We start from the raw sequence: 20,650 nt of genomic DNA, 5'->3' as shown, positions 1-20,650 counted from the left end.
ACGGGGTTTCAGCTTAGCTGGGACTCAGATTCATACGCGCGCCGCAGCACACGGCTCAGTGCTCGGACAGCACGCGGACGACGAAGTCCTCCATGCGATGCTTCGTGCCGTCGAGACGCTGGTCGACCTGGCCGGGAGCGCGCACCTCGCTCGGGGCGAGGGGATGGGCGAGGCGCACGTTGTCGTGACACGACAGGTCGGCGCAGATGTACGTTCCCGCGCTGTCGCCGCGACGCCCCTTCGCTCCCCCGCGCCGTGCGGTCAGCAGCGCGACCTGGTTGCCCGGCTGCATCGTGCGGCAGATGTTGCACATGCCGGAGCGCACCCGGCCGGGATCGGTCGAGCGCAGCACGATGCCGAGCGGCTGCCCCTCGTGCTCCACGATCACGACCGCGCGACGGCTGGAGTCCGGGTCGCGCCATGCGAGGAAGTCGAGGTAGTCCCAGTCGGTCAGGATGAAGTCGTGCGGCATCCCGATCTGCGCGATCTCATCGGGATCGGCGTTCTTGATCGCTTCGCGGACCTGGGCCTCGGTCAATGGTCGCATCGATCCAGTCTAAGAAGGTCAGCACCCGGCGAGGCGGCGCGGCCGAGTCGGGGCGCCGGCGTCCTTCGCATCCGCGTCTACTTCTTCGCCGCATCGATCACGGCGACGATCTCGTCATAGCCCTTCTCGACCGCGAGTTCGCGCGACGTGCGCCCGTCGTTCTCGGTGATGTCGGGGTCGGCACCGGCCGCGAGCAGCAGGCGCACGGTCTCGACCTGATCGGGCCCGCCGTCGTTCAGGATGATCGCCTCGTGCATGGCCGTCCAGCCGAGGTTGTTCACATGGTCGACGGGCACGCCTGCGGCGATGAGCAGCTTCACGGTGCTGACATGACCGTGCTCGCTGGCGGGGATCAGGGCGGTGCCGCCGTAGCGATTGGTGCTCGTCACATCGGCACCCGCGTCGATCGTCAGCGTCAGGATCTCGTCGAGCCCCTCGGCCCCGGCGTAGAGGAACGCCGAGTCCTGCATGCCGTCCTTCGCGTTGACGTCGGCGCCCGCGTCGATGAGCACGCGCGCGATCATCGGCTGGTTCTGCTTCGTCGCCTGGATGAGGGGTGTCGCGTCATTCTGGCCGCCGCGGTCTTCGAGTTCGGCGCCGTCCTCGATCGCGCGGATCGCGGCGTCGGCGTCCTCCGCCTCGATCGCCGCCCACAGGTCGTCGGTCGCGTCCTTCGCGGCGTCGGGGGTGGAAGGTGCGGATGCCGGGGCGCACCCGACCAAGCCGCCCAGCGTCGCGGCGGCGGCGACCGCCACCAGGATCGTGCGGAACACGCGCATCGAGACCTCCTCAGTCACGAGGATGGTATACCAAAAACTTCAGCGCGAGGGGTCAGCGTCGCGGCGGACGTGCACCGATCCACGAGACGGACTGCGCGGCGGCCGATGTCGCCCGGCGCACGGCATCCCGCAGCGCCTCGCCCTCCGCGATCGCGGCCGCCAGAGTCCCCAGGAAGGCGTCACCCGCACCCGTGGTGTCGAGCACTTCCGGTGCTCTCTCGGCCGGGACCGAGTACTCGACGCCGCGATCGATGATCCGGCCGCCCTGACCGCCCAGGGTCACGACCACGGACGGTGCGCCCGTCACCTCCGCGAGACGTCGCACGATGTCATCCGTCCCGAGCCCCGACGGGTCGCCGCAGATCTCACGCGCCTCGTGCTCGTTGACGACGAGCGGGTCTGCGGCTGCCAGGGTCTCGGCGCCCAGGGCGACAACGGGTCCGTCGTTCAGCAGCAGCCGCACCCCGCGCGAGCGGCACCACCGCGCGACGGCCTCGATCAGATCGATGGCGACCTCGGTCTGCAGGACCACGACTGCAGGGTCGCTGCCCTCGATCTCCGCAAGGGCATGATCCTGCGTGAGCTCTGCATTCGCCCCGGCGGCGACGATGATCGAGTTCTCGCCGTCCGGCGTGACGGTGATGAGCGCGAGCCCGGTCGAGGCTCCGCGCACGGTCCGCACCCGCGAGACATCCACTCCGTCTTCGCGGAGCTCGGCCAGCTGCACCTCTGCTTCCGCATCGTCTCCGACCGCAGCGATGAGGATGGTGGCCGCTCCCGCGCGCGCTGCCGCCGCAGCCTGGTTGGCGCCTTTTCCGCCGGCTCGTCGGACGATGTCGGTCGCGAGCACTGTTCGGCCACCACCGGGACGCTCGCGAACAGAGGTGATGATGTCGGCGTTGATCGAACCGACGACGACGACGCGTCCAGTCATTGATGCTTCCCTTGGTTCGGCGACTCGGGCCGGGTCATGCGCCCGGCGTGGCGTAGTGGAATCGGACCCGGGAGCCGAGCCAGACGGTGCGCGCGGTCTCGATCAGTTCGCCGCCGTCGCGGCCGACCGACCAGTCGACGAAGAGCGTGCCGTCCTCGCTGGTCTGCAGAAGCGCCGCCTCGGCTCGCGTCACCGTTCGGACCTCGAGGAAGTGGTGCTGCTGCGTGCTCGCGATGCCCACCTTCGTCAGCGTCTTCGAGACCGATCCCTCGACGAGCTCGCGCCCCTCGAGCGCCTGGGCCGCCCGCCCCGCGATCCACGAGTCGGTGATTCCGATCGGGCGCCCGTTGACCTTGTGCAGCCGCTTCAGATGCAGACGAGGCAGATCCATCTCGTCGGCGTCGAGCTCGCGGCGGAGCTCGGCGGGTTCGGGCTCCGGTTCTCCGTCGACGAGGTGGATCGACTCCGCCTCCTCGCCCGCGGCACGGAAGCGATCCCGCCAGGGGGTCATGAGCCCGAAGTCGTGCTGCACGAGGGCAGGCCGGTCTGCGACGAACGTGCCCGTCCCCTGCCGTCGCTCCACATAGCCGTCCTGCGCCAGCGCGGCCAGCGCCTGGCGCACCGTGATGCGGCTGACTCCGTAGATCGAGGCCATCTCCAGTTCGGTCGGCAGCTGCTCGCCGATGTCCGACACCTGGTCGATGAGGGTCTTGAGATCGCGATGCACCTGCGCCCAGGCCGGCATCGGCGACTGTCGGTTGACAGGGGTGGCCGACACTGCGAGCGGATGCGATAGTGCGTCGATCGGCATGAACCCACCTCCAGGACCAGTTGTATGAGTCATTATAACTACATGACATCATCGGACGCGGCCGCCGACGGCGCACGGGCCCGACGCGCCGTCGAGCCGGGCCCGCACACCGTCGGCCGTCTGATCAGCTGATCGCCTGAGCGTCCAGCTTGATGTGCGCGGCGTCCATGTTCACCGCGCCGCCGCGGAACGGCGGGCGGCCCCAGCGTCCGGCTGCGGCCTCGGCGACCACCGTGCCGACCACGGCGCCGCCGAGCTCCGTCAGGACGGCGTCGATGCCGGCCTCGCCCGCCTGCTGCGGGAAGGCCACCTGCTGCACCGTCTGCCCCGTGTGCTCGAGAGCCGCAGCCAGACGATCGAAGCGGAACCGGCTGTACGCACCGAGAAGCTGCACGGCGAGGTGCGGCTGCGGCCCCAGGAAGTAGTCCACGTGGCCGCTCTCCTCCAGCGGGACCGATCGCACAGCGAGGCCCGTGGCCTCGATGAGCTTCAGCATCCAGAAATCCGCGGCTCCTCGCAGATCGGGCAGCGAGAGCAGCGAGATGCTCACCGGCGCCTCCGCCGGCAGTCCCTCGACGGTCTCCTCGACCAGGCTCGTGAGATCGCGCAGACGGCTCGCGAGCGCCGAGGTGGCGCCGTCGACGTCTGCGCCGCAGACCGCCGCGACGCCGAGGCCCAGCATGAGGTGTCCGGCGACCGGCACGGCCTCCTCCACGTGCAGCGACGGGACCACCTGCACCTCATCGGCAGCCTCGGCGAGCGGCGAATCGGAATTGGAGGTGATGGCTATCGTGCGCGCCCCTGCGGAACGCGCCAATCGCAGCGCCTGGACGGTCGCGCCCGAGGTGCCCGAGTGCGAGATGCCGACGACGGTCTCGACCCCGACGGGCAGCCGCCCCATGAACGTGATGTCACCCGACGACATCGCCCTGTGCCCGTACGCCTGCGCGAGCAGCGCCGACGACAGCGAGTCGCCGGATCCGGTGAAGACCGCGCTGCCTGGCGCGTCCGACACGGACGCACGAACATCCGCTGACGTCTCGAGCGCCGCGATGAGACGGGTGAGATTCTCCTGATGAGTCATCTTCTTCTTTCCTTACTTGCAGTGACGCCATCGGGCGGCACGGTGAACTGTTCGGCGCGAAGGAGCCCACTGGCGCCCCAATCGCTCACGGCGATGCGTGCGACCGCCACGCCGAACATCGCCGCGGTCCTCAGATCGGCGCCGAGTGCGATCGCCGCCATGATCGCGGCGGCCGAGGAGTCCCCTGCACCGGTCGTCTCGACCACATGAATCCCGGAGTCGCGGATCTCCCAGTCGTCGGGGTCATCCGGATCGACGACCAGCATGCCCTCGCGATCCAGGCGCGCGATGACGGGTGTCGCCAGCTCGAACGCGATCCGGCGTGCGGCGGCCCGCGCGTCGGAGTCGATGAGCGCGAGCTGCACCCGGCTCGGAAGCACGACACCGCCAGGCCTGACGACCCGCCTCAGATACTCGAGCCCCTCGAGGCGCATCGGCCCCTGATGCGGATCGACACCGGTCGCCGTGCGCGGGTCGACCTGCGCACGGCTCAACGGAGACGAATCGAGCAGTGCGTCGAGGCCAGCGAAGAAGCGCGCGTCGGTCTCGGGCTCGCCCTGCTCGTCTCCATCGGAGCCCTCCCCCTCGATCTCGATCGCCGATCGGGATGCCGTCTCGACGATCCGACGACCCTCGTTCGAGTTCAGGATCCACAGCCGAGTGGCCGCAGCGCCCACGGTGCAGTACCGGTGATCGATGCCGTGACGTGTGAAGAGCTCGGCGAAGCGCGGATCGTCGGAAGGCAGCTCTGTGGCCAGCCGCACATCGACTCCGGCGACCAGCCGTGCGCCGAGGACGGCGAAGAGCCCAGGGCCGCCCGGTTCCGCGAACCGGGCGCCCTTCCCCTCCCAGACCAGGTGGTCGACGGAGAGTCCGCCGCGCACGCCGAGCAGTGCCATCAGAACGACTGCAGCGCGTACTGGACGGTTCGGTCGCGCGGACCATCCAGTTCGAGCAGGTAGACGCCCTGGCTGTGACCGATGCCGAGCTCGCCGTCGATGACAGGCAGCTGCAGCGACTGCACGCCGAAGACCAGGCGGACGTGGGCTGCCGCGTCCTGCGGACCGTCGTGCAGATGCACGAACGGGCGATCCACCGGCACCGACTGCTCGATGAACAGGCGGATGTCCTGCAGCGTGGTGCCGTCGACACCGGAGTTGAAGATGATCGTGCAGGTGGTGTGCGGGATGAACACGTGCAGAACCCCGTTGCCGGCCGATCCGGACACGGCTTCGCGCAGCTGCGGGGTCACGTCGACGTACCCGGTCGGGGCGGGGAAGCCCTCGGCGGGCTTGGTGTTGATCGAGAAGCTCTCCCAGGTTCCGGGGGTGACGCTCATGCTGTTGCCTTTCTCTGTTCCATCTGGTTGGGACTGTGGCGCCGAACGGAGAAGCCGTCGGCGGTGAAGGTGCCGCGCTCGACCAAGAATCCGGCACCGCCGCCGACCTCTCCCCGCGTCGTCCGCGCGGTGATCACGGTCTCGCCGTCGACGCTCATGACGAGCAGCTCGCCCCTGACCGAGAGCGATACCTGCAACGGGCTGTCAGGCGCGTACTCGTGCGGCACCTCGGCGAGCACCCGGCGTTCGTCGTCGATCTGGTCGATCAGCTGCACCGTCTGCTGAGTGAAGACGCCCGCGGTGTAGTTCCGGTGGCCTCGCGCGCGCACCACCAGTCCGGCGCTCCGGTGCAGCGACAGGATGAGTGCCGACGTCACCTCGTAGTCGCGCCAGCCACGGCTGCCGATCGTCACGACACCGCCGTCACCCGGATGCGAGACGCAGTACGTCCCCGCGAAGTCGGCCTCCCAGTTGCGCGCCGAGCTCACCCATGGGGCCAGGCCCGCCGGCTTCGTGTCCCAGATCGAGGAGAGCAGGATGCCGGTCTGGCGGAAATCATCTGGCGCACCGTCCCAGTCCACGCTGTCGATCGTGACGAGGGCACCGGCGCCACGGGAGTGCAGCTCGAGACCGATGCGGAACGGCACGAGGTTGCCGACCGCGGGGACGACCCAGGCGAGTGTCTGAGCGACCGTGACCGTCGCGGTGTCGCTGTACCGCCGGAGCACCCCGTCGTCGCTCTCGTACAGGGCGTAGAGGCGGGCGTCGACAGCGGAATCCGCCCCGAGACGCACCGTCACCTCCTGCGTCGGGTAGAGCGTCGGGCTGGCGACGGTCGAGAAGTTCCCCACCCGGTCGAGCGGATCGAGGAAGGTCGGGGTCGAGATCGCGGCCACTCTCTCGGCCGGCACCTCCGCGCAGAGCGCACCGCCCGAGTTCGACAGCGCCGTCGCCGCGTCGGCCAGATGCGGGCAGCTCGTGAACCCGTGCCTGGCGCCGGGGAGCGCGAAGTCGAACCGGGGGCCGGACCCCGTCGCGGCGAGTCCCTTGAGCGATCGGGCCGCGTCGGCGATGCGAACCGCCTCGCGCGACGCATCCGTCACCGCCTCACCGCCGTCCGCGCTGACGACCACAGCCCGGTCGGCAACCGGATCCCGCAACGAGACTGGAATGGCGCCGAGCCCGAGACGAACGCCGTTGAGGCACCCGATCGTGCCCGCATTGCTGTCGGTGTCGAACCCGACGGATGAGGCGATCGCCACCGCCCTGCCGAAGTCGTCGCCGCCGAGCAGCAGAGCCGCCAGCACCATCGCCGTGTTCGAGAGCGCGTGACACGGACCTGGGTAACGGGCGTACCCGTAGCGCGCGTCGACCCAGGCGCGCACGTCGCGCCAGTCGTCGGCGGGATCGACGTGCGCCGTGACGTCGTCGATCAGAAGCTGCATGCGCAGATCGGCGACGTGCCTGCGTCCGATGTCGATGAGTCCGAGCAGATCGGAATCGACGAACGCCTGGGCGCGCATGGCCGCGAAGAAGGCTGCCGCGTCGAGTGCGACGCCGTCGTGGCTGACGCTGGCGGCCGCACGGGTGAGCGCCGCAGCGGCATCCGGATCTCCCGGATGCATCAGAGCGAACGCATCTGAGAAGATCTGCGCGCCGATCTGCTCGGCGAGCGTCTGCCCGTTCACCGCGATGGACCCGCTCTCAGGCGCCTCGATCCCGGAGCGCAGATTGAGATAGGCGGTGTGCTCGGTCGAGCGACCGTAGCCGCCCCACCACAGGATCGTCTTGTCCTCGATGATGTAGTTCAGCCAGGTCCGGCCGACTTCCCGCGCTCCGACAGCCCGCCCAGGGTTGTCTTCGACTGATCGCCCGAAGGCGAGCGCGCCGGAGATGTCGTCGTCGGCGACGATGAGCGGCACGCCGAGGTCGCCATTGATGTACCGGTCGACGAGCCCGAAGCGTGAGGCGATGTCGTCGTAGGCCCACCCTTCGACGGGCCTGCCCAGGTAGACGCCGATGAGCTTGCCGAGCACGCCTGCGTACACCCGCTCGACATACCGGGAGTCGAGCGGAGCAGCCGCGCTCATCCCTTCACCGCCCCGCTCGCCATGCCGTCGACGACGAACCGCTGCAGGGCGATGAAGACCACCAGGATCGGCAGGATCAGGATGAGCGCACCGGCCATCATCGTCCCGATGTCCGTGCTGAATGTTCCGTTCATGGTCAGGAACCCGAGCGTGAGCGTCTTCGTGTCGCGCCCCTGCAGGAAGGTCGACGAGATGAGGAACTCGTTCCACGCGTTCAGACCGATGATCACGCCGACCGTGATCAGGCCGGGTCGCACCATCGGAAGCAGCACGCGGGTCACCAGCTGGAAGGTGTTGAGTCCGTCGACGAGCGCGGCCTCCTCGACCTCGGTGGGCACATTCAGGAAGAACGTGCGCATCAGGAACGTGGCGAAGGGCATGTTGATCGCTGCGAGGATCACGCCGACGACGAACACGTTGTCGGTGAGGCCGAGGCTTGCCGCCACGGAGTAGAGGGGGAAGATGAACAGCTGGATCGGCACGGTCATCGCCATCGTGAGATAGACCATGATGAGCGGCCACGTGCGCACCTTCTGCCCGGCGAGCACGTAGCCGGCGAGCGCGGAGCAGACCAGGACGACGATCACCGTGGTGCCGGTGAGCAGGATGCTGTTCACGAACCCCTCGGCGAAGCGACCGTACTGCCACGCCGTCGAGAAATTGTCGAACGTGAGGCTCTGCGGCAGCAGGAACGGGTTGCCGAGGATCTCGGAGTTGTCCTTGAAGCTGTTCAGCAGAACCAGCACGAGCGGCACGAGCGCGGTGATGGCGAACACGGCCAGCACGAGGTGGCTGACGGTGGTGTGCAGGCGGTTCCTCATCGCAGGAGATCCCTTCGGCTGATCCAGGTGTAGACCACGGAGGCGAGCAGGCCGAAGAAGCTCATGATGAGCCCGACGGCGGCGGCCTTCCCGAACTGGAAGGAGGAGAACGCGAAGGCGTAGGCATAGGTGCCCATCACCTCACTGGAGTGCGCCGGTCCGCCCTGCGTGAGCAGGTAGACGTAGTCGAATGCCAGGAACGAGAAGATCACCGTCATGACTCCCATCAGCAGCAGAGTGGGCCGGATGCTGGGCAGGTAGACGTGCAGGAAGACCTTCCATGCCCCCGCTCCGTCGACGGTGGCCGCCTCGACCTGGTCGATAGGCGTCTGCCGCATCGCGCCCAGGTAGACGACGGTGAGGAATCCCCAGTAGTGCCACATGTCGACGGCAGCCGCCGCGTACAGCGAGGTCGGCTGGATCGAGGTGGGCGGATCGATGCCGAGCAATCCGAACACGCCGCCGTTGGGGTTGTAGATGATGGTCTGCCAGACCATCGCGTTGACGACCGGAGCCAGCACATAGGGCATCAGGAAGATGACCTGGTAGAAGGTGCGCATGCGCTTGCGGCGCAGCAGCGTCGCAGCGGTGAGCAGGCCGATGATCACCGGAAGGGTGAGGAACAGCACCAGCCACTTGATGTTGTTGGTGAGCGACGTCGCGAACACCGGGTCGGCGAGGATCTCCTGGAAGTTGGCGAACCCGGTGAAGGTGGCGTCGAAGCCGATCCCGTTCCAGTCGGTGAACGCGAACAGCAGGGTCAGGATCCCCGGGATCACGACGATGACGATCGACAGCAGCAGCGCCGGAGCCACCAGGAGGTAGCTGGTCAGGGTCTGTCGACGGAAGTGTCCTGCTCGCCGGCCGTGCGACGCGCGTCGCGCCCCGGAGTCGCCGGTGACGATCGCGTGGGTGGTGTGCATTCGAGGCTTCCTCTTCTGCTCGGACGGAGTGTTGTGCAGGCGGGCCCGCCATCGGGTCGGCGGGCCCGCCGCGCCTCAGTTGGCGGGTTCGGGCAGCGGCGGGACGAGCCCCTTCGCCTTCTCGTCGTCGAACACCTTCTGCACCTTCTGGAGGAACTGCTCGGCCGTGGTGTTGCCCAGCCACACCGAGTCGATGTCGGTGAACGCAGCCGCGGTCGCCGGCGGGAAGAAGGTTCCGGCGAAGTAGCCGTAATCGCCCGCGTTGACGCCCTCGATCGTGTTCTGCATCGCCGTGACGAACGGGGCCGACAGACCGTCGTAGTCGGCCGCGTCGAGGTCGAAGTCCTTCAGGGGCACGGCCCAGTAGCCGGGCCACGTCTCGTTCATCTGCTTGGCGAAGTCATCGCTCATCATGTAGTCGATGACCATCGCCGCGCCGTCCTTGTTCTTCGAGGCCTCGTTGATCGAGAGAGAGGCCGTCGTGCCGAGCGTGTAATAGGGGCTGGGCAGTTCGGGGTTGATGGTGGGGAAGGCCATGAACCCGAGATCCTCGGTGTTGCCCGCCTCGTCGCTGAAGTAGTTCGACGCGAATTGGAACGCGAGGCTCGGCCCGATGAAGAAGGGCGACTTCTCCTCGCTGAGCAGCTTCATCGACTGATCGAAGTTGAGATTCGGGTAGTCCTTCCCGCCCAGGTAGCCGGCGTTGTAGAAGTCGGAGGACGCCTGCACGGCCTCGACGAGCGCGGGATCCGTCCACGGGATCGTGCCCTGCAGCGCGTCGTAGACGGCCTTGCCGCCGGCGACCTGCGACAGGAACAGCGAGATGTAGTTCTGGTTGACCGGCTTCCAGCCCTGGTTCCCCGTGACCGACGGGTACAGGCCGGCACCCTCGGCCTTGTCGAGCACGTCGACGAACTCGTCGTAGGTGGTGGGAACCTCGACCCCGAGCGTCTTCAGCACGCTGACGTTGTAGAACACCCCGATGTCTTCGATGGAGTTCGGCAGGGAGTACAGCTTGCCGTCGTACGTGCCCGACTCGTACATGGAGTCGAGGATGCGGTCCTTCCACCCGTACTTCTCCGCGTACGGGGTCATGTCGGCCAGCTTCCCTTCCGCGGCATACGCTGCCGCGAAAGCCGGTCCCGAGCCGTACACGACGTCCGGTCCGCGGTTCGCGCTCAGCGCCACCTGGACGTTCTTGTCGACGGCGTTGTCGAAGTTGACCTCGAGCTCGTACTCGTCCTGCGACGCGTTGAACCCGTCGACGAGCACCTTCTGCATGGTCTCCTGCTGCGCCGGGGGCGCACCCCAGAACCACAGCTCCAGCTTCTCCTTGCCTGCAGCGACGCCGCCGCTGCAGCCCGCGAGGGCCATCCCTGCGATGGCCGTCATGCTCACCACCGCGAGGGTGGACGCTCTCCTGTTCATGCTGTACTCCTCGTCGAATACTCGGGTATGTTGTAATGAAGTTATAACCACCGAATGACTCTGTCAAGCCCGAGCCGACAGAAGTCCCGCACCCGCCTCGGCTTCGGCATCCATGGCGGCGAGCTCGACGACGCCGGCAAGGGCGATGTCCATGCTCGACGCATGCCCGGCCCCCGCCTGGAACTCGGCATCGGCGATGACGTTGTCCGCCACCGAGCACACCGACCCGCCGCGCTTGCCGAACAGTGCGGCGAGTGTCACGATCGCGGCCGACTCCCTGTCGCCGTTGAGCACCCCGGCGCGGGCCCAGGTCTCGAGGATGTCCATGTGCCAGGGCTGGAAGTACCCGCCCACCGAAGGGCGTCCGACTCCGCAGAAGTCGCTGTCGCTCGACCGGGTCACCCCGATGTGGAAGGGCTGCCCCAGCCCGTCGGCCGCCCTGGCCATCGCGACCACGACGTCGTGCGAGGCGACGGCCGGATACGAGGCGGGGATGTACGCCTGGGTCATGCCCTCGTCGCGCACCACTCCCGAGGCGATCACCACGTCGCCCGGTGCGACCTTGGGATGGTAGCCGCCCGAGCCGCCCACCCGCACGAAGGTGTCGGCGTCGGTGAACTCCAGGAGCTCGTGCATGATCAGCTCCGCCTCCGGCGAGCCGCTCCCGCCGGAGACGACCGTGAGCGCGACATCGCGGTATCTCCCCGTCCACGTCGTGAACATGCCCGATCGCCCGATCTGCTCCGCATCGTCCAGGCGTCTGGCGAGCTGTGTGGCGGGATCCTCGTCGTAGGCGCACAGCGGATCCCGCACCGTGAGCAGCACGTACCGCGCCACCTTCTGAGGGTCGAACTGCGAGAGCGCGGGCCGCCCTTCGACGAGCAGACCGCGGCGGGGGACGTTCGCGCTGAGGCGGTAGGACTCGTACAGCGCGTACGGGTTCCAGGTGGAAGACATCGGGGCCCTTCTTTCTGTGCGGCGCGTGATGCGCGGTGGTCAGCGGCTTTCGAACGTCACGGATCGCGCCGCGAGGGCGACGCGTCGACGCGAACGGTCGTCGATCTCCGGCGCCCCCGGAGCAGCGACGATGGCGCTCGCGGCCGCGGCGGCGGTCCGCGACGCCAGTGCGAGGTCACCGCTGCGCGCATAGCAGGCGAGGAACGCGCCGGTGTAGCTGTTTCCGCCGCCGGTGGGGTCGACCGCAGCGGTGGGAGCCGTGCCGACGACGTGCACGGCGCCGCCCGCGAGCACGAGCGACCCCTGGGACCCGCGTCGCAGCAGGACCGTGGTCGCAGACCGCTGCAACCACGCGATCGCGCCCTCGAGGCGGCTCGCCCCCGAGAGAGCGCGGGCCTCCGTCTCGTTGATCGACAGGATGTCGACGACGGCCATCAGCTCCGCCACCTCGGCACGATGCTCGATCCGGCAGGCGTCAAGAGAGATCTCCCACAGGATCGGCCCGGTGAAGGTGCGCGCGAAGGCCTCCACCTCCTCCCAGTACGAGCGCTCGTGATCGTGGAACAGGTAGACGCCACTCAGAGGGCGGGCCTGATCGGGGATGTGCCTGGGCAGCGGCGTGTGAGATTCGAAGTGCTCGAGGCCGAACACCGGAGTCTCCTCGCGCTCGCCGTCGGAGAAGTACCGGATGCGCGTGCGCGGAGAGTGCACGCCGACCTCGAACAGTCCGGTGGTCGAGATCTGCCGGCGAGTGCACCACTCCTCCAGAAGCGCCTTGTCTTCACGACCGGCTCCGGATACGAGAAGGGTCGACCCCGCCTCTCCCGCCAGGCTCGCACCTGCGGCGGCGTACGCGCCGGCACCGCCGACCTCGGTCGCCAGCAGGCGGTGTTCCGAGTCGAACACCTCATCCACGACGATGTGCGAGAGCACCGCGACGGACTCCATTGACCCTCCATCAGTCTTGTTGTTATGTTTACAATACCTTTTACCTGTGACGATGCAACCCGAAAGGACTCCGATGAAGGTTCTGATTGACACGGATCCCGGCATGGACGATGCCCTCGCGATCTCGGTGGCGCACAAATCGGACGCGCTCAAGATCGTCGCCCTCACCGCCGTGACCGGCAATCTCCCCAGTGACCGCACCGTCGCGAACATCCTGCGCGTGCTCGACCTGCTCGACGCCCCCGAGATCCCCGTCGCCCAGGGGCCGGTCGTCCCACTCGGGGGAGCTACCCGTCAGACCCGTTCTCGCACGGCTCCGATGGTCTTGCGGAGTCCCACCTTCCGGCATCCACCCGCCGCGTCGACCCTCGCGGCGCCGCGCAGCTGATCGTCGACACGGTGAATCGACACGAGGGCGACATCGCGATCTGCGCACTCGGCCCCCTCACGAACATCGCCCAGGCTCTTCAGTTCGACCCGGAGCTGCCGAAGAAGGTGAGTCGCCTGACGATCATCGGGGGCTCTTTCGGCGCCACCCCTTACGCGTGGTCGCAGGCGACGGGCGACAATCCGACGAGCGAGTGGAACGTCTTCGTCGACCCCGAGGCGGCCAAGATCGTGTTCAACGCCGGTTTCCGGATGCTGGCAGTCGGCCTCGACGTCGCCACCCACCCGCAGATCAACTTCCGCGACAGCGATCTGGCACGGTTGCGCGACTCGTCGCGACCGGAGGCCGCACTCGCCGCGCGCATCGTCGACTTCGTCGAGGGCAGGGGGTACCAGAGCTACTGCTCGCTGATCGACAGCGCCGCCGTCGCCAGCCTGATCGACCCGAGCCTGGTGTCGACCGAATCGGTGCTGTGCGATGTCGAGACGGAGGGACGCCTCACACGCGGCATGACGGTGGTCGATCGCCGCCTGCACCATGCGTGGGACGATCTGCCTCGAATCGAGATCGCCACCGGCTTCGACTATCCGCGCTTCCTCGACCTCGTCACCGATGAGCTGACCGCATGATGCTCCGCTCCCCGGCTCTCCCGTACCGGCTGCCCTTCTGCGAGCTCCATGTGCACATCGAAGGCACCCTCGAGCCTCACACCGTCTTCGCTCTCGCGCAGGCGAAGGGGATCGCGCTCCCCTACGACTCCGTGCACCAGCTGCAGGAGGCATATCGCTTCACCGATCTGCAGTCCTTCCTCGACGTCTACTACGACAACATGAAGGTTCTGCAGACCGAGGACGACTTCTTCGAGCTGGGCGCCGCCTATCTTCGACGCGCGCACGGAGGAGGCGTCGCGCACGCCGAGATCTTCGTCGACCCGCAGGCGCACTCACGCCGCGGCATCGACGAGGCCACGGTGCTCACCGGTCTGAACCGGGCCATCGCCGCCGTCGGTGCGGAGACCGGCATCTCGGCGTCGCTGATCGTCTGCATCGTGCGCGACGAGCCGGTGATCGAGGCCGAGCGCATGCTCGACCGCGTGCTGACGACGGGTGTTCCCATCACCGGCCTCGGCCTCGACTCCGCTGAGCAGGGTCATCCGCCAGAGCTGTTCGCCGGCGTCTTCGATCGCGCGCGCTCGGCCGGGATGCGCCTGGTCGCGCACGCCGGCGAAGAGGGTCCGCCGGAGTACGTCTGGCAGGCGCTGGATGTGCTCGGGGTCGAGCGCGTCGACCACGGCAACCGCGCACTCGAGGACCGCGCCCTCGTCGCCCGCCTGGCCGCCGAGAGGATTCCCCTGACCATGTGCCCGCTCTCGAACCTGCGGCTCAGGGTGATCGATCGGCTCTCCGACTTCCCCCTGCTGCCGGCACTCGATGCAGGGCTTCTCGTCACCATCAACTCCGACGATCCGGCCTACTTCGGCGGATATCTCGATGACAACATCCGCGCACTGGTGAAGACCTTCGCGCTCGGCAGCGACGAACTGCATGCGCTCGCGACGAACTCGGTCGCAGCCAGCTTCCTGCGCGAATCCGAGAAGACACGGCTGGGCACGGGCGCAGGGCCTTCGGCCTAGACGACACGCTCCAGCTGCATGAGCCGGTCCACCGCGCTCTCGGCGGAATGCGAAAGGCCCCCGCTTCGCGGGGGCCTTTCGCATTCACGTGGCAAGTGAGGGATTCGAACCCCCGAAGCTTACGCGGCTGATTTACAGTCAGCTCCCTTTGGCCGCTCGGGCAACTTGCCAGTGCACACCCGTCCGGCTTCTTCAGCCAACCGGGGGCGCGACTATCAAGCATACCTGCCCGCACCGGTCGCGAGAAATCGAGCGCTCAGCTGCCGTGCACGCCGTGCTGCGCATCCGCCAGCGACTCGGGCGTGCGCAGCAGACCGCCCTCCGCGCGGCAGGTCGCGGCGGCGATGAGCATGGCTCGATCGAGCAGCTGCTGCCACTCGGCATCCGTCTTCGGCTCGCCCTGCGACAGCCCGGCGGCGACCGCGGCCAGTGTGGCATCGCCGGCTCCCACCGTGTCGACCACGGGCCCCGCAAGCGACGCGATCGGGGCGCGGAACGATCCCGCGGCGGAGTCGATCACAGCGCCTTCCGCCCCGGCGGTGGCGAGCACGGCGCCTGAGCCGAGACCTCGCAGCCGCGCTCGGAGTGCGTCGAGGTCGCCGTCGTACAGCAGTGTCGCGTCATCGGCGCCGACCTTCACCAGCTCCGCCCTGGCGGCGAGGCGCTCGAACCCGCGCACGAACTGAGCGGCGTCGCTCATCATGCCGCTCCTCGGATTCGGATCGAGCGCCACCCTGGCATCGCCGAGCGCATCGACCAGTGCATCCACCTCGCCGGTGACGTCGAACGGGAAGCAGCTGATCGCGACGACGTCCGCCGTCGAGATCGCCTGCCGCATCTCGTCGCCGTATCGGATGCTTCGGGCTCGGGCAGCCTCGTTGAACACGTACTGCGGCTCGCCCTCCGGCGAACGGGTGACGACCGCTCGCGATGAACCCAGCGGAGACGGGCTCTCGATCAGACGCACGCCGTGATCGCGCAGGTACTCGCGGATGTGCGCGCCGGCCTCGTCGTCGCCGACCATCGCGATCAGCGTCGTGTCGACGCCCAGCCGGCGCATTCCGACCGCGACGTTCAGCGCGGCGCCGCCGACCAGTTCGCGCACGCCCGACGCATCCCGGATCTCATCGATCAGGGCATCCCCGATCACCACAGCAGTCATTCTGCGAGAGTACCTCGACTGTGCCACGGACAGCATGGCGGTGACGCGCCACGGCGCGGCTCCGCGTCGCGGCGGCGGGCGGTCCTACCCTGTGTCATGAAGCTCCGCGCCGGCGCGGCAGTCGCGCTCATCCTCGCATCCGTGTCCCTGCTGGCGGGCTGTGCCACAGCCGGCCCCGAAGAGGCGGCGAAGCCGGCGAAGAGCGACAAGCCGACGGCATCCGGATCGGCGTCTCCCTCGTCGAAGCCTTCGCCGGCGCCGGAGAAGACCCTGATGCCGCTACCGGGGGACTGTCGCAAGATCCTGTCGGACGACGTGCTCGCGCAGCTGAAGGACGTGCCGCTCAACGACCCCGGCTTCGGCGACAGCGGTCTGCTCGACGACGGCTCGCTCGTCTGCAACTGGGGCTCCCCCGACGCCGACACCACGGGCCTGACAACGAAGATCTCGCGGATGGATCGCGGCCCCGCGCTGGACATGCTCAACGAGCTCGCCGCGACCGACGGCTTCACGTGCTACACCCCCGACGACGGCACCCGCTGCGAGAAGACCTGGCAGAACGAGCAGTACCCGGTCACCGACGGCCGCACCCTCTTCTGGCGCGACGACCTGCTGATCGACACCCGCTATTCGAACCTCGCCCCGAAGGGATACACGACGAGCATCGTCGAGGCTCTCTGGCCCTGAGGTCTCGCGGTCGGGGATGCCGGCGCGGCGCACTCTGAGGCGCCCCCGCCCCTGCCCCCGGCCCGGAGGAGAAAGCGCCCTCGGGAGGAGGATCCCGGGGCGAACTCCCTCCCCAACGCGCGAAGTCCTCCCGAACGCGCGAACACCTCACGTCGGCGAGAGCCGGCGGGCACGGGAAAGGCCCCGGCCCTCCGAAGAGGGGCCGGGGCCTTCGCATCACACCAGATCAGTTGTAGGTGCCTGGGGTGATGTCGTCCGTCGAGAACGCGTCGAAGTCGACGTAGCCGAAGTCGCCGTCGGCGTACGCACCGTCGGATGCGAAGATCCGGTTCGGGTAGCGCTCGCTCTTGGCCTCTTCCGTCGCCTCGACCGTGATGTTGCGGTACTTCGACAGACCGGTTCCGGCGGGGATGAGCTTACCGATGATGACGTTCTCCTTGAGACCGACCAGCGGGTCGCGCTTGCCCTCCATGGCGGCCTGCGTGAGCACGCGGGTCGTCTCCTGGAACGAAGCGGCCGACAGCCACGACTCGGTGGCGAGCGACGCCTTGGTGATACCCATCAGCTCCGGGCGACCCGACGCGGGGCGCTTGCCCTCTGCCACGGCCTCGCGGTTGATCTGCTGGTAGCGCTTCAGGTCGACCATCTCACCCGGGAGCAGCGTGGTGTCAGCGTGGTCGACCACGGTGACCTTGCGCAGCATCTGACGGACGATGACCTCGATGTGCTTGTCGTGGATCGGCACACCCTGCGAGCGGTACACGCCCTGCACGCCGCCGACGAGGTACTTCTGCACCTCGCGGGCGCCCATGACTCGCATGACCTCCTTGGGGTCGAGCGTGCCGACCTGCAGGGGCTGACCGACGGTGACGTGCTGGCCGTCCTCGACGAGAAGCGTCGCACGCTTCAGCACCGGGTAGACCACCTCTTCGTCGCCGTTGTCGGGCGTGAGGATGACCTTCTTGGCCTTCTCGGTCTCCTCGATCGTGATGCGGCCGTCGGCCTCGGCGATCGGGGAGGCGCCCTTCGGGGTGCGGGCCTCGAAGAGCTCCTGCACACGCGGCAGACCCTGGGTGATGTCGTCGGCCGAGGCCGAACCACCCGTGTGGAAGGTGCGCATCGTCAGCTGGGTGCCGGGCTCACCGATCGACTGCGCGGCGATGATGCCGACGGCCTCGCCGATGTCGACGGTCTTGCCGGTCGCGAGCGAACGGCCGTAGCACTGCGCGCACACGCCGACTGCCGAGTCGCAGGTCAGCACCGAGCGGACCTTGATGGTCTCGATGCCGGCCTCGACGAGCTTGTCGATCAGCACGTCACCCACGTCCTCACCGGCGGTGGCGACGACCTCGCCGGCCTCGGTGACGACGTCGGATGCCAGGGTGCGGGCGAACACCGAGTTCTCGACGTTCGCGTCGCGCACCAGCACACCCTGCGAGTTCGGAGCGGCGATCGGGAGCTCGAGGCCCTTCGACGTGCCGCAGTCCTGCTCGCGGATGATGACGTCCTGCGAGACATCCACCAGACGACGGGTCAGGTAACCCGAGTCGGCGGTGCGCAGAGCGGTGTCGGCCAGACCCTTACGGGTACCGTGCGTCGCGATGAAGTACTCCGCCACCGACAGGCCCTCGCGGTACGAGGAGATGATCGGACGGGGGATGATCTCACCCTTGGGGTTGTTCACCAGACCGCGCATACCCGCGATGTTGCGGATCTGCAGCCAGTTACCACGAGCACCGGAGGTCACCATGCGGTTGATGGTGTTGTCCTCGGGGAAGTGGGCCTTCATCGCGGCCTGCACCTCGTCGGTCGCCTCGGTCCAGATCTTGATGAGCTCCTGACGACGCTCGACATCGGTCGTCAGACCCTTGTCGTACTGCGACTGGACCTTCGCGGCCTGCTTCTCGTAGCCGGCGACGATCTCGGCCTTGTTCGGCGGGGTGAGGATGTCGCTGAGCGCGACGGTGACACCAGAGCGGGTCGCCCAGTGGAAGCCGGCATCCTTGATGCGGTCCAGCGTGGCGGCCGTCTCGACCTTGGGGTACTCCTCGGCCAGCTTGTTGACGATCTGCGACAGCTTGCCCTTGTCGGCCTGGCCGCGCACGAAGGGGTAGCCCTTCGGCAGAGCGCCGTTGAAGATCGCCTGACCGAGCGACGCGTCGACGAGACCGTGACGCTCGTAGCCCTCGGGGGCCTCGCCCTCGAGGAAGGTCAGACCCGGGATGCGGATGCGGACCTTCGCCTGCAGGTCGAGGGTGCCCTCGTCCTTCGCCAGGATCGCCTCGGAGACCGAGCCGAACGCACGACCCTCACCGGCCGCGCCCTCCTTGACCGTGGTCAGGTGGTGCAGACCGATGATCATGTCCTGCGAGGGCAGGGTGACCGGACGGCCGTCCGACGGCTTGAGGATGTTGTTCGAGGCGAGCATCAGCACGCGGGCCTCGGCCTGGGCCTCGACCGACAGCGGCAGGTGCACAGCCATCTGGTCACCGTCGAAGTCGGCGTTGAACGCGGCGCAGACGAGCGGGTGCAGCTGGATGGCCTTGCCCTCGACGAGCTGCGGCTCGAACGCCTGGATGCCGAGACGGTGCAGCGTGGGTGCGCGGTTCAGCAGCACGGGACGCTCGCGGATGATCTCCTCGAGCACGTCCCACACCTCGGGACGCGTGCGCTCGACGGCGCGCTTGGCGGCCTTGATGTTCTGCGAGTGACCGAGGTCGATCAGGCGCTTGATCACGAACGGCTTGAACAGCTCCAGTGCCATCTGCTTGGGCAGACCGCACTGGTGCAGCTTCAGCTGCGGGCCGACGACGATGACCGAACGGCCCGAGTAGTCGACGCGCTTTCCGAGCAGGTTCTGGCGGAAGCGACCCTGCTTTCCCTTCAGCATGTCGCTGAGGGACTTCAGGGCGCGGTTGCCGGTGCCGGTGACGGGACGACCGCGGCGGCCGTTGTCGAACAGGGCGTCGACGGCCTCCTGCAGCATGCGCTTCTCGTTGTTGACGATGATCTCGGGGGCGCCGAGGTCGATCAGACGACGAAGACGGTTGTTGCGGTTGATGACGCGGCGGTACAGGTCGTTCAGGTCGCTGGTCGCGAAGCGGCCACCGTCGAGCTGGACCATCGGGCGCAGCTCCGGCGGGATCACCGGGACGACGTCGAGAACCATCGCGGCGGGGCTCATGCCGGTCTCGAGGAACGAGTTGACGACGGTCAGGCGCTTGATCGCGCGGATCTTGCGCTGGCCCTTGCCCTCCGAGATCTGCAGGTGCAGGCTCTCGGCCTCGGCCTTCAGGTCGAAGGTCTCGAGGCGGCGCTTGATCGCCTCGGCGCCCATGTGCGCCTCGAAGTACTGGCCGAAGCGGTCCTGCAGCTCGTGGAACACGTCGTCCTCGGGGCGCAGCGCGCCGACCTCGAGCGTGCGGAAGTCCTCCCACACGCGCTCGAGCTTGGCGATCGCCTCGTCGGCACCCTTGCGGGTGAGCGACATCTCCTTCTCGGCGGCGTCCTTGACCTTCTTCTTGGCGTCGGCCTTGGCGCCCTCCGCCTCGAGTGCGGCGAGCTCCTCCTCCAGCTTCGCCATCCGCTCCGCGATCTTCGCGTCGCGGCGGTCGCCGAGCGTCTTCAGCTCGAGACGGATGTTGTTCTCCTGCGTGGCGAGGTCGCGGTGACGAGCATCCTCGTCGACCGAGATCACCATGTAGGCGGCGAAGTAGATGACCTTCTCGAGGTCCTTCGGCGCCATGTCGAGCAGGTAGCCGAGGCGCGAGGGAACACCCTTGAAGTACCAGATGTGCGTCACGGGAGCGGCGAGCTCGATGTGACCCATGCGCTCACGACGGACGGAGCTCTTGGTGACCTCCACGCCGCAGCGCTCGCAGACGATGCCCTTGAAGCGGACGCGCTTGTACTTGCCACAGGCGCACTCCCAGTCACGGGAGGGGCCGAAGATCTGCTCGCCGAAGAGGCCGTCCTTCTCGGGCTTCAGCGTGCGGTAGTTGATCGTCTCGGGCTTCTTGACCTCACCGAAGGACCAGCCGCGGATGTCGTCAGCGGTGGCGAGGCCGATTCGAAGCTCATCGAAAGTTGTTGCGTCGAGCACTATTTCTCCTGTTTAGA

General features: G+C 67.9%; 17 protein-coding genes, 1 tRNA gene and 1 pseudogene. 3 read left to right on the top strand and 16 right to left on the bottom strand.

The genetic code is table 11. The features are described from left to right. Window positions 1-55: 55 nt before the first annotated feature. The 13 genes from FVO59_RS09170 to FVO59_RS09110 form a co-directional block, all read right to left on the bottom strand. The gene (locus tag FVO59_RS09170) at window positions 56-547 is read right to left on the bottom strand and encodes an FBP domain-containing protein (protein WP_182252358.1); all 492 of its coding nucleotides are present in this window, start codon (window positions 545-547) and stop codon (window positions 56-58) included. A gap of 77 nt (window positions 548-624) precedes the next feature. Next, the gene (locus tag FVO59_RS09165) at window positions 625-1,344 is read right to left on the bottom strand and encodes an ankyrin repeat domain-containing protein (protein ID WP_259363127.1); all 720 of its coding nucleotides are present in this window, start codon (window positions 1,342-1,344) and stop codon (window positions 625-627) included. Window positions 1,345-1,378: 34 nt separating this feature from the next. Further along, on the bottom strand, window positions 1,379-2,260 hold the full coding sequence (locus FVO59_RS09160; protein WP_182252357.1) for a ribokinase: 882 nt from the start codon (window positions 2,258-2,260) through the stop codon (window positions 1,379-1,381). 34 nt (window positions 2,261-2,294) lie between these two features. Continuing rightward, window positions 2,295-3,071, bottom strand: a complete 777-nt coding sequence (locus tag FVO59_RS09155) for a GntR family transcriptional regulator (protein WP_182252356.1) — start codon at window positions 3,069-3,071, stop codon at window positions 2,295-2,297. Window positions 3,072-3,195: 124 nt separating this feature from the next. Continuing rightward, window positions 3,196-4,155, bottom strand: coding sequence for an SIS domain-containing protein (locus FVO59_RS09150; protein WP_182252355.1), 960 nt, complete (start codon window positions 4,153-4,155; stop codon window positions 3,196-3,198). Then, the gene (locus FVO59_RS09145) at window positions 4,152-5,054 is read right to left on the bottom strand and encodes a PfkB family carbohydrate kinase (RefSeq protein ID WP_182252354.1); all 903 of its coding nucleotides are present in this window, start codon (window positions 5,052-5,054) and stop codon (window positions 4,152-4,154) included. The genes FVO59_RS09150 and FVO59_RS09145 overlap by 4 nt, the downstream gene beginning before the upstream one ends. After that, entirely contained in the window at window positions 5,054-5,494 is a 441-nt protein-coding gene (locus tag FVO59_RS09140; protein ID WP_182252353.1) for a secondary thiamine-phosphate synthase enzyme YjbQ, read from the bottom strand. The genes FVO59_RS09145 and FVO59_RS09140 overlap by 1 nt, the downstream gene beginning before the upstream one ends. Further along, window positions 5,491-7,584: an ADP-ribosylglycohydrolase family protein gene (locus FVO59_RS09135; RefSeq protein ID WP_182252352.1), complete on the bottom strand. Its 2,094-nt coding sequence runs from the start codon at window positions 7,582-7,584 to the stop codon at window positions 5,491-5,493. The genes FVO59_RS09140 and FVO59_RS09135 overlap by 4 nt, the downstream gene beginning before the upstream one ends. After that, window positions 7,581-8,405, bottom strand: coding sequence for a carbohydrate ABC transporter permease (locus FVO59_RS09130; protein ID WP_182252351.1), 825 nt, complete (start codon window positions 8,403-8,405; stop codon window positions 7,581-7,583). Before FVO59_RS09130 ends, FVO59_RS09135 begins: the two co-directional genes overlap by 4 nt. Next, window positions 8,402-9,328: a carbohydrate ABC transporter permease gene (locus FVO59_RS09125; RefSeq protein ID WP_182252350.1), complete on the bottom strand. Its 927-nt coding sequence runs from the start codon at window positions 9,326-9,328 to the stop codon at window positions 8,402-8,404. Before FVO59_RS09125 ends, FVO59_RS09130 begins: the two co-directional genes overlap by 4 nt. Window positions 9,329-9,403: 75 nt before the next feature. Further along, window positions 9,404-10,756 (bottom strand): ABC transporter substrate-binding protein, encoded by a 1,353-nt coding sequence (locus FVO59_RS09120; RefSeq protein ID WP_182252349.1) that lies wholly within the window; start codon window positions 10,754-10,756, stop codon window positions 9,404-9,406. A 63-nt stretch (window positions 10,757-10,819) separates the two neighbouring features. Beyond that, complete coding sequence (locus tag FVO59_RS09115) at window positions 10,820-11,713, bottom strand: nucleoside phosphorylase (protein ID WP_182252348.1); 894 nt, start codon at window positions 11,711-11,713, stop codon at window positions 10,820-10,822. Window positions 11,714-11,752: 39 nt separating this feature from the next. Beyond that, on the bottom strand, window positions 11,753-12,661 hold the full coding sequence (locus FVO59_RS09110; RefSeq protein WP_182252347.1) for a carbohydrate kinase family protein: 909 nt from the start codon (window positions 12,659-12,661) through the stop codon (window positions 11,753-11,755). Here FVO59_RS09110 and FVO59_RS09105 point away from each other — a divergent pair. Beyond that, a pseudogene (locus tag FVO59_RS09105) lies at window positions 12,633-13,678 on the top strand (nucleoside hydrolase). The gene FVO59_RS09110 and the pseudogene FVO59_RS09105 sit on opposite strands and share 29 nt — an antisense overlap. Then, on the top strand, window positions 13,675-14,682 hold the full coding sequence (locus FVO59_RS09100; protein ID WP_259363126.1) for an adenosine deaminase: 1,008 nt from the start codon (window positions 13,675-13,677) through the stop codon (window positions 14,680-14,682). The pseudogene FVO59_RS09105 and the gene FVO59_RS09100 overlap by 4 nt, the downstream one beginning before the upstream one ends. Before the next feature lie 89 nt (window positions 14,683-14,771). On the opposite strand, the gene FVO59_RS09095 is transcribed toward FVO59_RS09100, so the two are convergent. After that, a tRNA-Tyr gene (locus FVO59_RS09095) sits at window positions 14,772-14,852 on the bottom strand. 86 nt (window positions 14,853-14,938) lie between these two features. Continuing rightward, window positions 14,939-15,844 carry a carbohydrate kinase family protein gene (locus FVO59_RS09090; protein ID WP_182252346.1) on the bottom strand — a complete coding sequence of 302 codons (906 nt, stop codon included), beginning with the start codon at window positions 15,842-15,844 and terminating at the stop codon, window positions 14,939-14,941. A 96-nt stretch (window positions 15,845-15,940) separates the two neighbouring features. On the opposite strand from FVO59_RS09090, the gene FVO59_RS09085 reads away from it, so the two are divergent. Further along, window positions 15,941-16,531 (top strand): hypothetical protein, encoded by a 591-nt coding sequence (locus tag FVO59_RS09085; protein ID WP_182252345.1) that lies wholly within the window; start codon window positions 15,941-15,943, stop codon window positions 16,529-16,531. Between the two features lie 226 nt (window positions 16,532-16,757). On the opposite strand, the gene rpoC is transcribed toward FVO59_RS09085, so the two are convergent. After that, window positions 16,758-20,633, bottom strand: a complete 3,876-nt coding sequence (gene rpoC / locus FVO59_RS09080; protein ID WP_182252344.1) for a DNA-directed RNA polymerase subunit beta' — start codon at window positions 20,631-20,633, stop codon at window positions 16,758-16,760. Window positions 20,634-20,650 lie beyond the last annotated feature (17 nt).

The organism is Microbacterium esteraromaticum (genome assembly GCF_014084045.1).
GTDB lineage: Bacteria > Actinomycetota > Actinomycetes > Actinomycetales > Microbacteriaceae > Microbacterium > Microbacterium esteraromaticum_D.
This window is presented reverse-complemented; position numbering and strand designations above follow the sequence as displayed.